This window comes from Niveispirillum sp. GW835-FHT14G11, assembly GCF_058793615.1.
On record NZ_JBXAFZ010000003.1, the window covers coordinates 149,275 to 162,394 of the forward strand.

8 protein-coding genes are annotated in these 13,120 nt (G+C 65.9%); 5 read left to right on the forward strand and 3 right to left on the reverse strand.

Features of this window, described 5'->3' with window-relative positions:
- The first annotated feature begins 278 nt into the window (after positions 1 to 278).
- The gene (locus AC1Q7F_RS07050) at positions 279 to 1,700 is read left to right on the forward strand and encodes a methyl-accepting chemotaxis protein (protein ID WP_492505179.1); all 1,422 of its coding nucleotides are present in this window, start codon (positions 279 to 281) and stop codon (positions 1,698 to 1,700) included.
- A 7-nt stretch (positions 1,701 to 1,707) separates the two neighbouring features.
- Here AC1Q7F_RS07050 and AC1Q7F_RS07055 read toward each other — a convergent pair whose 3' ends face one another.
- From AC1Q7F_RS07055 to AC1Q7F_RS07065, 3 genes are all read right to left on the reverse strand, one after another.
- Complete coding sequence (locus AC1Q7F_RS07055; protein WP_492505181.1) at positions 1,708 to 3,081, reverse strand: hypothetical protein; 1,374 nt, start codon at positions 3,079 to 3,081, stop codon at positions 1,708 to 1,710.
- 180 nt (positions 3,082 to 3,261) lie between these two features.
- The gene (locus AC1Q7F_RS07060; RefSeq protein WP_492505182.1) at positions 3,262 to 5,778 is read right to left on the reverse strand and encodes a penicillin-binding protein 1A; all 2,517 of its coding nucleotides are present in this window, start codon (positions 5,776 to 5,778) and stop codon (positions 3,262 to 3,264) included.
- A 107-nt stretch (positions 5,779 to 5,885) separates the two neighbouring features.
- Positions 5,886 to 7,043 (reverse strand): N-acetylmuramoyl-L-alanine amidase family protein, encoded by a 1,158-nt coding sequence (locus AC1Q7F_RS07065; protein WP_492505183.1) that lies wholly within the window; start codon positions 7,041 to 7,043, stop codon positions 5,886 to 5,888.
- 676 nt (positions 7,044 to 7,719) lie between these two features.
- On the opposite strand from AC1Q7F_RS07065, the gene AC1Q7F_RS07070 reads away from it, so the two are divergent.
- The 4 genes from AC1Q7F_RS07070 to AC1Q7F_RS07085 all read left to right on the forward strand — a co-directional run bounded on the left by AC1Q7F_RS07070 (position 7,720) and on the right by AC1Q7F_RS07085 (position 13,106).
- Entirely contained in the window at positions 7,720 to 10,725 is a 3,006-nt protein-coding gene (locus AC1Q7F_RS07070) for an Rne/Rng family ribonuclease (protein WP_492505185.1), read from the forward strand.
- Between the two features lie 166 nt (positions 10,726 to 10,891).
- Positions 10,892 to 11,626: an SDR family NAD(P)-dependent oxidoreductase gene (locus AC1Q7F_RS07075; RefSeq protein WP_492505187.1), complete on the forward strand. Its 735-nt coding sequence runs from the start codon at positions 10,892 to 10,894 to the stop codon at positions 11,624 to 11,626.
- 302 nt (positions 11,627 to 11,928) lie between these two features.
- A complete protein-coding gene (locus AC1Q7F_RS07080; protein ID WP_492505189.1) occupies positions 11,929 to 12,558 on the forward strand; it encodes a hypothetical protein in 630 nt (209 codons plus the stop codon).
- Entirely contained in the window at positions 12,558 to 13,106 is a 549-nt protein-coding gene (locus tag AC1Q7F_RS07085) for a hypothetical protein (RefSeq protein WP_492505190.1), read from the forward strand. The genes AC1Q7F_RS07080 and AC1Q7F_RS07085 overlap by 1 nt, the downstream gene beginning before the upstream one ends.
- Positions 13,107 to 13,120 lie beyond the last annotated feature (14 nt).

Below are 13,120 nucleotides of genomic sequence, written 5' to 3' on the forward strand. Positions count from 1 at the left end.
ATCGCCGAGGCCCTGGGTTCTTGTCGCGGGATTTATGGCAATCCCCGGCGCCCATGTCCATCGCGCGGCCCTGGGGACAGATGCCGCCGCCGCACATGGCTGAGATGGGGCAACACGTTTTAGTAAAACAACCGGGAAAAATCACAGGCGTTTTAGGAAATTATCGACCAAAGGCGATCTACCTTCGGACAGGAAAGGGTGCCATGCTTGTGCCTTATAAGCACAAAGCCGGTTCCACCAAAAGGTGAACGACAATGGCGCAGGAGTTGGGAGGAAACATGGACCACGCCACGCCCTGGCGGGACACCGCCACGTCCGCGCAACGCACGCAGAACGCCATCGCCGAACTGGCGCAGGAGGTCGGAACGCTGGGCGTCGCCATCGCCGACGTCGCCGGCCATGTCGGCGATGTGTCCATCCGCATCGCCCGCCAGGCCGCCATTTTCGAGGAGCTGCGCCATCAGGCGCACGAAATGGCCGGCGGCAACACCCGTGTGACCGAGGCGGCATCGGCCGCCCGCGAGGCCACCATCCGCGCCCGACGCGAGGTGGCGCAGAGCCGATCCCAGGTGGACCACGCCCTGGCCGATATCCGCGCCCTGGCGGAGGATGTGAACGGCATCGAGCGGCAATTATCCGGCCTGACCGAGGCGCTGACCCGGGTGGGCCGCGTGGCGGCGGAGATCAACACCATCGCCAAGCAGACCAACCTGCTGGCGCTGAATGCCACGATCGAGGCGGCGCGGGCCGGTGACGCCGGCCGCGGCTTTGCCGTGGTGGCGACGGAGGTTAAGGCGCTGGCCAACAAGACGGCGGAGGCGACGCAGGAGATCGACGCCACCATGCGCGACCTGGGCGAACAGGTGAAGGCCCTGTCGGCCAAGGGGGCTGCCGGGGCCGCCAAGGCCACCGCCGTGCGCAACGACACCACCCGCATCGGCGACGTGATGAACACGCTGGACAAGGCCATGGCGGAGGTTGACGGCCAGCAGGACCAGATCGATCGCGCCGCCCGCGCCATCGCCGGCTCCATAGCCGCCGTGGATGGCCGCATCGACGGGCTGGCCGGCGATGTGAAGGACAGCGCCGCCGGCCTGTCCGTGGCGGGCGACCGGCTGAACAAGCTGCTGTCCACGTCGGAACGGCTGATCGGGCATTCGGCCGAACTGGATGTGGAAACCGTGGACACGCCCTATATCCGTACCGTGCGCGAGATCGCGGCCCGCGTGGCCGCGGGTTTCGAGCGCGCAGTGGCCGAAGGGGTGGTCAGTGTCGCCGACCTGTTCGATGACAAATACCAGCCCATTCCCGGCACCGACCCGGTACAGCACCGCACCCGCTTCACCGACCTGACCGACCGGTTGCTGCCGGACATCCAGGAGCCGGCGCTGGCCTTGTCCGACAAGGTGGTGTTCTGCGCCGCCGTGGATCGCAACGGCTATCTGCCCACCCATAACCGCAAGTTCAGCCAGCCGCAGCGGCCGGGCGACGTGGCCTGGAACACCGCCAACTGCCGCAACCGCCGCATCTTCGACGACCGGGTCGGCCTGGCGGCGGGGCGCAACACCAGCCCATTCCTGTTGCAGGCCTATCGCCGCGACATGGGCAATGGCAGTTTCGCCCTGATGAAGGACTGCTCCGCCCCCATCATCGTGGCGGGCAAACATTGGGGATCGGTGCGGCTGGCGTACCGGGTGTGAGTTTGCATCACCGCCGCAGCCTCCGCTCCAGGTCCGTCACCGCTTCCGCCTTGCCGAAGGCGCGGCACATCTCCATCAGCGGGGCGATGTTGGCGGCAGTGGTGTGGCGGGCGTTGGGGGCCATTTCGTGGCTGCGGAGATAGCGGTCGACATCGTCCACCGCCTTGTCACCCAGACGCGTGCGCAGCCGATAGGCGCGGCTGCCGCGTTCCCCGCTATCAATCAGCATCAACAGGGCCGGATAGATACCGGCCAGCGGGCCCAGTACCATGGTGGCGCGCATGCGCTTTTCCGCCGGGCCCATCAGCACGTCATGCAGCCAGTCCATCAGCCCCTCCCCCAGCCGTTCGACGCTGTCAAAGCCCAGACGACCGCGCAGCAGGGCCGTGATCCCCTCCGCCCCCGCCCCTTCGGTACCGAACAGGGGGATGCGGCGCAGACGGGTGACCAGGCTGTTCAGCAGGAATACCCGGTCAGCCAGTTCCAGCAGAACCTCCGTGGGTTGGGTGCGCGGCGGACGCGAGAGCAGCGTCGCCAGATCGGCGGCCAGATTATCCAGCCGGTGGTGCAGCCATTGCACCGCCAGCCCCACCGGCTCGGCCAACGTATCGAAGTAAAAAGGGAAGGCGTCGATGACATCCACGGGGTTGGGCGTCATCTCGAACAGGTAGAGCACATAGAGGTCGAACTGCGTTTCCAGCAATTCGAACACACCGTACCAGTTGGAATAGAGGCGCAAGGCCTGCACCTGGTCGGTCTGGCGGGCGTGCGATTGCTGGAAATAGCGGACATTGGGCATGACCAGCCGGTGCCATTTCAGCACACGGGCCGCGAACCGCACCACCGCCGCCTCATGCACCGACAATTTCAGGCGGGCCGGGATATTGGCGGCATTGTTCAAGATGAAGGCCGCCAGGTCGGTGATCTGATGCGCCACCTGGTCCAGAGCCAACTGGTCGCCATCAAAACAGGCCGTCAGGTGGCGGCGGCGCAACTGATCCACCAGATCGGTATTGGCCGCCTCCACCAGTTCCCACAAGGGTCGCAACAGGTGGCGCGGCACGATCCAGGGCGCGTCGGGCACGATCCCGGGTTCGTCCGTCAGGAACCGTTCCAGCGGGCGCCAGCACATGCGCTCCACCGACCCCACCCGCTCCGGTCGCAGGTCGCGCAAACGCGGGCGCAGCGTGGCCAGCAGGTCCGGCATCTCCCCTTCCAGCACCCCCTGGAACTCCAGCGATCGGGCCAGATGCCGGACATCGGCATCCGACAAGGCCGCCAGCCCCCGGCGCAACGCATCGGCCCCGCCCGCGGTACGGACGATATGCAGGCGGTTGAAGGAGAGGGGCGTGTGGCGGTCGGCAGGCATGGGCAGGCGCATCGGCGGAAGGACCGGCACTATACAAAGGCGACCGTGACTGTCCAGCAGACAAACGAAGATGATAATGGTTAAAGATTGGTTGATGTCAAAGCTATGACAAATCCGTCACCTGACACCGCAAGACACGTTAAGAATTGAAGTCCGGGGCGGGATTCGGGCCCGCCCTCACCGGATCGCGGTTCAGTAAACCCCGCCCGTGCCCGTGCCCACCGTCGGCTGCGGCTGGCCGGGGCCGGCGGGCTGGCCCTGGACGAATCCGGCACCGCTATCCCCGCCATCCAGCACTCCTTGCTGGCCGCGGGGTTCCGTGCCGGGGATGAAGCCTTCCCAGATTGCGTTGCGCTGGCCGGGGCTGGCCGGGCGGCCCGTTTCCGCATCGACGCGGACCAGCTGCAGGCCCGGCGGCACGCGGAACGGCGTGGCCGGCGCGTCCTTCAGTGCGGCCGTCATGAAATCCTTGACGATGGGCACCGCGATGGTCGAGCCGGTTTCATGGTCGCCCATCGACCGCGGCTGGTCATAGCCCACGAACACGCCCACGGCCAGATCGGGGGAGAAGCCTACGAACCAGGCATCCATGGCGTCATTGGTGGTGCCGGTTTTGCCGGCCAGCGGCTTGCCGATCTCGCGCAGGCGCACACCCGTCCCCCGCTGCACCACACCTTCCAGCATGGAGACGATCTGATAGACGCTGCGCGGATCGGCGATCTGCTCACGCGTGTCGGGGATCAACGGCAGCATGTTCGGGTCCGCAGCCAGCACGGGCTCCATTGGAACCGGGGCCGGCATCGACACCGGCACCATGCCGGGGGGTGTCGCCGCCACCTCTGTCGCCAGCGGGCTGCGGCAGCCGGTGCAGTCGCGGTTGTCATGGCGATAGACGGTCTTGCCGGCCTTGTCCTGCACCCGGTCGATGAAGCTGGGGTCGATCTTGCGCCCGCCATTGACCAGCATGGAATAGGCGGCCGTGAGGCGCAGCACCGTCGTCTCCCCCGCCCCCAGCGCCATGGCCAGCGTGGGCTGAAGATCATCCTTGATGCCGAAGCGGCGTGCCACGTCCACCACCTTGTCCATGCCGACATACTGGGCTAGGCGCACGGTCATGACATTGCGCGACTTCTCGATCCCCACCCGCAACGGCGTGGGGCCATAGTATTTCTCGGTGTAGTTCGACGGCTTCCACTTGCCCAGCCCACCACCCTGGTCCAGCGCGAAGGGCGCATCCAGCACCAGGGTGCTGGGCGTGAATCCCTCATCCAGGGCCGCCAGATAGACAAACGGCTTGAAGGCCGAACCGGGCTGGCGATAGGCCTGGGTGGCGCGGTTGAACACGCTGATGCGGGCGCTGAACCCGCCGGACATGGCCAGCACACGGCCCGTATGCGGGTCCATGGCCACCAGCGCCCCCTGCACCTCGGGGATCTGGCGCAGGCCCAGATTATGGGCCTTGTCGTCCAGCGGCTCCACGAACACCACCTCGCCCGATGACAGGGCGTCGGACGCCTTCTGGATGCTGGGGCCGACGAACTTGCCGTCCCTGACCTTGCGCGCCCATTTCAGTTCCGACAGCGGAATCTGGCCCTTGGACCCGTCAGCCAAGCCGACCTCCACCGCATCGGTCCCGGCGGACAGCACGACGGCCAGATCCCATTCCTCCCCGCCTGCCGGGGCGCGGACATCCTCCAGCTGTTCCTGCCAGCCTTCCAGGCTCTCGAACCGGGTAACGGGGCCGCGCCAGCCGTCGCGGCGGTCATAAGCCAGCAATCCGTTGCGCAGCGCCGTGGAAGCAGCGGCCTGGATGTCGGGCTCCAGCGTGGTGCGCACCGACAGGCCGCCGGCATAGAGCGTCTGCTCACCATAGAGCTTGGCCAGCTCGCGCCGCACCTCCTCCACGAAATACTCGGCGCGGACATTGCTGTCATTGGACCGGTCGGCGAAGTTCAGCGGTTCGGCGCGGGCGATATCCGCTTCCTCCCGGCTGATATAGCCATCCTCCTGCATGCGGCCGATGACATAGTTGCGGCGCGCGATGGCGGCGTCGCGATGGCGCTCGCGGTAATAGCGATCCGGCGCCTTAGGCAGGCTGGCCAGGAAGGCGGCCTCCGCAATGGTCAATTCATCCATCGACTTGTTGAAATAGTTCAGCGCCGCCGCACCCACGCCATAGGCCCGGTTGCCCAGGAAGATCTCGTTCATATAGATTTCAAGGATCTTGTCCTTGCCCATCGCCTCCTCGATGCGGCCGGACAGGATGGCTTCCTTGATCTTGCGGACGTAGGAGACCTCGTTCGACAGCAGGAAGATACGCGTCACCTGCTGGGTGATGGTGCTGGCGCCGATGGGCCGGCGGCCCTGGCCGATATTCTTCACATTCTGCAGCTGGGCGCGGACCACGGCGATCCAGTCCACCCCGTGATGGGTGTAGAAATTCTGGTCTTCCGCCGACACGAAAGCATTGCTGACCCGCTTGGGAATGGCGGCGATGGGCACGAAGACCCGGCGCTCACTGGCGAATTCCGCCACCAGGCGGCCATCACCGGCATGCACACGGGTGGCCACAGACGGGTTGTAATTGGCCAGCGTCGTATGGTCGGGCAGGTCCTTGCTGAAATAGATCCAGGCCCCTCCCGCGGTGGCCACCCCCAATACACCCAGCGAGACACCGGCGATCAACAAGCCCTTAACGACGCGATTCATTTCCCAACCCACCCGAACGGCCGGCAACGGCCCATAGAACAAGCGCCGCCCGGTCGGGGGCGGCGCCACGTCAGCAGTATAACAATGCAAACGGGATTATGTCGCGGTCATGACCGGGGTGAGGCCGCATTGCCGGTAAAGAAGCCATCCACGGCACGCAGGAGGGAAGACGCCACACGCTTGCGATAGGTATCGCTGGTCAGGAGCTTGGCATCCTGGCTGTGCGACAGATACCCCATCTCCACCAGCACGGCCGGCACGTCGGGCGCGGTCAACACCGCGAAACCTGCCGAGCGCAGCGGGCCGGGCAGCACGGCGATGTTGGGGTCCAGACTTTTCAGCAGGGTGGCAGCGAAGCGGCGGGACTGGTTCATCGTCTCGCGCTGCGACAGGCCGATCAGGATGGTGGCGACGTCGGCACGGTGGCCCGACAGGTCCATGCCCACGATGGCGTCGGACTGGTTCTCGCGCTGGGCCAACATCTCCGCCTCCCTGTCCGATGCCTTGTCGGACAGGGTATAGATGGACAAGCCCCTGATCTGCTTGGAATTGATGCTGTCGGCATGGAGCGAAATGAACAGATCCGCCCCCTTGGCACGCGCAATGGCCGACCGGTCGCGCAGGGGGATGAATACATCCTTGTCCCGGGTCAGCGCGACCCGGTAGCGGCCGGTGGCCAGCAGCTGGCGCCGCACCTCCCTGGCCATGGCGAGCGTGATGTCCTTCTCATACGCGCCGCCGACCGCGATGGCGCCGGGGTCCTGGCCGCCATGGCCGGGATCGATGACGATCATGGGCAAGGGCGGCTTGGGCTTTTCCCTGGGCACCGGCGGGTTCAGCGTGCTGACGCTGGCCGGCGTCAGCACGGCCCCCGGCCCGGCTGTGCCCGCGGCCAGATCCATGATGAAACGGGGCGGCTTGCCGTCGCGCGGCGGGATCACCTCGGCCAGAAGCACCCGCACTGGCACGGCGGTGGTCAGCACCAGGCGCAGGCGCCCGGCTTTACTCCCCGGCCGGACACCCACGGCCCGCACCAGCCCCTTGGCCGGCGGCAGGGGAGCGTCCAGCGCCGCCTCCATCTCCACCACCACGGCTTTGGCATCGGGCACGATGGTGAAAGGCGCATCACGCGTCAGTTCCAAGACGAAACGGGTCTTGTCGCCATGATCGCCCAGCCGGGCGGCCCCGATCCGCGGACCGTCCGGCAGAACCATCGACGACACCACCGACGCTGTCTGCACAGGCGCCTGGGCCGTTGCGACCATTTCCAAGCACAGGCATAGCAGCAACCCGGCCAACAGCGCGCACGCCGTTGACACTGACCTTGCGGCCCTGGTCCGGATTGCCCCGTTCTGCGGCACGGTTGCCCTTCCCCCTTCGGGCGAATCGAAAACGGCGATTTGTTCGATCGCACTATAAACACGCCGAATCAGTGACTTCAACGCCTATCATCACCTGACGACTCAATTGGCACCGATGGTATCGCGATGAAGGTCGGGAATCGGTGCAAACAAACGCATCGACCGCAATTCTATCATTGTGGAACCGGGGGGTGTGTGTTTATGGTGACAGTCGCGACAAACCGCGCTTCGCCAGGGCCCTGAAACGGGCATCGGCGTCGCCCTTTGGGACCCGCCGCCGGCTGTGATTGCCGACATGCAGCGGCCCCCTGGATGTGACGCCACAAGGGTTCGACCCCAGCGGCGCGCGGTGCAGTGGAAACCTTGAGGCTGGCCTGTCCGGTTCATCCGGCACGGGCCCGGCATTGGCGCTGGTTCATCCTGGCTGCGTTCCACGGGTCCTTCGCGGGGCTTTGGTGGGCGCGCTGTTCGATGACCTTCCCCGTCTTTGCCGACAAGTCTCGCACCGCTATGGTGGCAAGGCCCGTTGTTCCGTCCCGTCGCGCGGAGGCTGCGGTGCCCTTTGCCACGGGGAAGACATATGGCCAAGCGTATGCTTGTCGATGCCACGCATCCGGAGGAAACCCGGGTCGTTGTGGTCAATGGTAACCGCCTGGAAGAGCTCGATTTCGAAATCGCCTCCAGGAAGCAGCTCAAGGGCAATATCTATCTGGCCCGGGTCATCCGGGTCGAACCGTCGCTCCAGGCGGCCTTCGTGGAATATGGCGGCAACCGGCACGGTTTCCTGGCCTTTTCCGAAATCCACCCCGACTATTACCGCATCCCGGTCGCCGACCGCGAGGCGCTGCTGCGCGAGCAGCAGGAGCTGGCGGAGGAGCGGGAGGCCCGCGCCGAGCGTGGCGAGGATGATATCGCCGAGAACGGCCATATCGAGGAAGCGCCCCCCACCCTGCCGCCTGAAGAAATCGGCGGTGCGGCCCCGGCCCCCATCGTGGCCGAGGATGCGGGTGAGCCCCTGATCGCCGCCGAAGTCGTTGAAGCCGGCGATGCCGAGGGTATTGCGACCGAGGGTGAACATGTCGGCGGTGACGCCGATGGCGAAACCGCAGATACCGGCGAAGGTTCGCCCTTCGTGCATTCGTCGGGCCGCGAGCGCAACCGCCGCTATCGCCCCCAGCCCGCCGCGGTTGAGGGTGCTGAGGAAAGCGTCGAGGAGGAGGTGGAGGAGCGTCCCCATCACCACCACAGCAGCAACCAGCAGCGCCGCCGCCCCCTGAAATCCTACAAGATTCAGGAAGTTATCAAGCGCCGCCAGATCCTGCTGGTGCAGGTGACGAAAGAGGAGCGTGGCAACAAGGGGGCCGCGCTGACCACTTTCCTGTCGCTGCCCGGCCGCTATGCCGTGCTGATGCCCAATACGCCGCGCGGCGGCGGCATCAGCCGCAAGATCACCAACCCGGCCGACCGCAAGCGCCTGAAGGAGATGCTGGAGGATTTCGATATCCCGTCGGGCATGTCGGTCATCCTGCGCACCGCGGGTATCGAGCGGTCCAAGCCGGAAATCCGCCGTGACCTTGAATACCTGATGCGCCTTTGGGACAGCATCCGCGAGACGACCTTGCAGTCCGTCGCACCGGCGCTGATCTATGAGGAAGCCAACCTCATCAAGCGCACCATCCGCGACCTCTATTCCAGCGACATCGACGAAGTGCATGTCGAGGGTGAGGCCGGCTTCCGGGTGGCCAAGGACTTCATGCGCATGCTGATGCCCAGCCATGCCAAGAAGATCCAGCTCTATAACGACACCTCCATCCCGCTGTACCACCGGTTCCAGGTGGAAGGGGCGATCGAGACGATGTTCAACCCCATCGTCCAGCTGCGGTCGGGCGGATACATCGTCATCAACCAGACCGAGGCCTTGGTCGCCATCGACGTCAATTCGGGCCGTTCCACCAAGGAGCGGAATATCGAAGAGACGGCGGTGCGCACCAACCTGGAGGCCGCCGAAGAGGTAGCCCGCCAGCTGCGCCTGCGCGATCTAGCCGGTCTGGTCGTAGTCGATTTCATCGACATGGAAGACCCGCGCAACAATGCAGCGGTCGAGAAGCGCATCAAGGAAGCGATGAAGGCCGACCGGGCCCGCATCCAGCTGGGTCGCATCTCTGCCTTCGGCCTGCTGGAACTGTCGCGTCAGCGGCTGCGCCCCTCGTTGCAGGAAATCAACTTCGAACGCTGCCCGCATTGCGAAGGCACCGGCATGGTCCGCAGCCTGGAGAGCGCCGCTCTCGCCGTACTGCGCGCCGTGGAGGAAGAGGGCATCCGCAAGCGGTCGGCCGAGATTACGGTGACCTGCGCCAGCCATGTCACGCTCTATATCCTGAACCACAAGCGCGAGGCGCTGGCGGATATCGAGCGGCGTCATGGGCTGCGCGTCTACCTGCAGGGTGACGACAAGCTGATCGGCCCCAACCATCATATCGATCGTCTGCGCGCACGCACCGCCGCCGATGATCTGGTCACCGCGGCCCCGGTCAGCGCGGAGCGGGTGATGGCCCAGACCGAACGCGCCATCGAGATCGAGGAAGCCGAAGCCGAGGAAGCCGCCGAGATCGAGGCGGAAGACGAGGCCGAGGAAGCCAAGCCCCAGGGTCGCGGTGAGGGTCGTGCCGACCGGGACGGTGACCGCGACATCCGCGGCCGCCGCCGCCGCCGCCGCCGCCGCCGCGGGGAACGCGGCGAAAATGGTGGTACGTCCGAGGGCGGTGAGGCCGAAGATGAGACCGAAAGCGAGTCCGGCGAGGAAGCCGAAGCCGCCATTGAGGGCGACGTCACCGAGGCCAGCGAGGGTGAGCCCCCGGCTGCTCCCGTGGCCGGCGAAGACGAGGATGCGCGCGGCAAGAAGCGTCGTCGCGGCAAGCGTGGTGGTCGTCGGCGGGGCCGTCGGGAGGATGGAACGACCGATTCCGCCGGTGAGGATGAGGGCGACGAGGAGGCCGCGGCCGAGGGCGACGTCTCGGCGGCAGCTGAGACGGCACCCACTGCTGCTGCCGTGGACCCCGCTGTTGCTGACGAACCGGTCGTGACGGAGCCTGCGGCGGAAGACGCCCCGGCGCCCAAGAAGCGCGCCACCCGTAGCCGCAAGAAGGTCGCGGACGCCGAAGCCGCGCCGGCTGAGGCACCGGTGCTGGAGCCGGCCCCCGTCCTGGTCGAGGAAGCGCCCGTCGCCCCTGTGGCGGAGGAAGCCCCGGCCCCGAAGAAGCGGGCAACCCGCAGCCGCAAGAAGGTTGCGGAAGCTGAAGCCGCGCCGGCCGACGCACCGGTGCTGGAGCCGGCCCCCGTGCTGGTCGAGGAAGCACCCGCCGCCCCTGTGGCGGAGGAAGCCCCGGCCCCGAAGAAGCGTGCTACCCGCAGCCGCAAGAAGGCTGCCGAGGCGGAGGCCGCGCCGGCTGAGACCGTGGCCGAGACGGTGGTGGAAGCGGTCGCGGAGCCGGTTGCCGAAGAGGTACCGACCCCGGCGGAACCGGCCACAGAGGTCAACCCGTCGGCTGAAAAGCCGAAGCGAGGCTGGTGGAGCCGCAAGTCGTAAGGCTTGTTCCACATACGCAATGAAATGGGGGAGGTGTTGAACACCTCCCCCATTTCATTTCGACCTCGTAATGATAACCAAACGGGGCATAGCGGCGATCCGCCGCTTGTCGCCTTGCGCGTGAATGCGGTAATCAACCGCGCAATTCAGTTTGAAGAGATCTGCCATGACCGGTGCTGCCGCCCTTCCCAATCCGCGCCTGACTGATCGCGTCGCGCTTGTCACCGGCGCCTCGCGCGGTATCGGTGCCGCCGTAGCCGAGCAGCTGGCGCGTGAGGGGGCCCATGTCGTGCTTCTGGCCCGCACGCTAGGCGCGCTGGAGGAGTTGGATGACCGAATCAAGTCGCTGGGCGGGGCTGCCACCATCATCCCCCAGGACCTGATGGACAGCGCCAAGCTGGATAGCCTGGGCCCGGCCCTTTACGAGCGGTTCGGCCGCCTGGATGTGCTGGTTCATGCCGCGGGCCAGTTGGGCACGTTGGGTCCCATCGCCCATTCCGACCCCAAGGACTGGGACAAGGTCATGGGTGTGTCCATCGCCGCCGCCATGCGCCTGATCCGCACCACCGACCCGCTGCTGCGTCTGTCGGATGCCGGCCGCGCGATATTCCTGACCGACCGGGTGGGGCGTGAGCCCACGGCCTATTGGTCGGCCTATGCCGCATCCAAGGCCGCGTTGGACATGATGGCCCGCACCTGGGCCGCAGAGACGCTGAACACCAGACTGCGCATCAATCTGGTCGATCCCGGTCCCGTGGCCACCGGCCTGCGCGCCAAGGCATTCCCTGGCGAAGACCCGGCGACCATCGCCACGCCGGCCGAAACGGCCCGCGCCATCGTGGAATTTGCGGTGCCCGCCTGCGCCCTGCATGGCGATCTGATTGATCTGCGCACGGCGTGACCAGGGTCACAGTGGCGTACCGCCCCCGCCGGTATAGGATCTGATCACTGACCGTTCCCCGTTCAGTGGCGGATGGGTTCCATCCCTTTCCCATCCCGCCGACGACCCCGCCTTCAACCCGCCGCCCCGCCCCGGGCCGGCGGGTTTTCTTTTTTCCCTGTCGCATCGTCTGTCGGTTGGTCTCCGCCAACGGCCAAGGGCATCCGCCCCGTTCGCACACGGTTAACAAAATCTTCCGCCAACCCCAGGCTTCGATCTATAATCAATCTGGCGTCCAGCATGGCCGCCGGGGACCGTCAAGCATGCTCGAAAAACTTACCGAAGCGGTGATCGCCTTCTTCGTGATCTCCGGTATCGCCTATCTTTTAGGGTCCGGCATCGCCAGCGCTGCGGAGAATGCCATTCGCAACCGGCAGCAGGGCGTGGGCCTGGACGGGCGCATGCAGAAGCTGAACATCCTGGCCCAGCGCCTGCAGGCGCGAAAGGACAAGATGCTGCCCATGCTGGTGAAGCTGGATGCCGAGGTGAAGTCCGCCCGCCGCCGGCATTACATGGTCAATAAGAAGATCATGGACCTGAAGGTCGCCCGGTCACAGCTGATGCGCGCGCTGGGGGAGGAGGACGCCTTTCTGCGGGCGGAACGGCCGGCGCGCAAATTCGTCGCGCAGATCGTGAACCGCCATGTGCAACGCGCCCAGATGGACCAGAAGGAACATCCGTTCCTGTCACGCGGCTGGTCACGCACCCAGCAGGCGGTGATCTGGGCCCCGACCATCGGCGATGCCAAGATCCTGGCGGAGAAGGCCTTCCCGCCCGCTACCGGCTTCTTCATCGCCGAAATCTCTGAACCGAATAGCGGTGGAGAAGAGGATTTGACGGCGCTGGAGAGTGCGGAACTGCACGCCGCGGCGCATGAACGGGGGCTGAACTGATGCTGGCCGCCCTTTTCGACAGTCTGCCGCTCTGGTTCGGCATTCTAGGCGGCGGGGTCGTTGCCCTGCAGATGACCGCCCATACCCGCAAGCGCCTGCGCCGTGCCCGCAAGATGCATGAGGGCCAGCAAAACCGCGTAGGCAATGCCAGCAGGGCCGTGCGCGAACGCGCAGCCGCCACACTGGCATTGCGGCGCGAGGAGCGGCAGATGCGCGAAGAGTTGGTACGTCTGAACAGCCAGATCGACCAGGGCGAAGTCCAGGCCGAACACGACAAATCCATGGAAGCGCAGATTTATGTCTTCGACGAGCGCAAGAATGTCGGCGACATGGCCTACGTCCTGTCCATCAGCCATCCCGACTTCAACAACCTTGCCCGTAATGCGCCCGAAGAGGTGACCCTTTCCTGGAAATCGGGCCGACGCTACATGGTCTGGGCCGCCAGCGAAAAGATGGCCATGGCCAAGGCCGGCATGCGCTTCAACCAAGACAAGGGCTATCGGGTCGGGGCGATCACCCCGTTCGAAGGCGATCCGGAGGCGTTCTGAGCAGATCGCGTAAT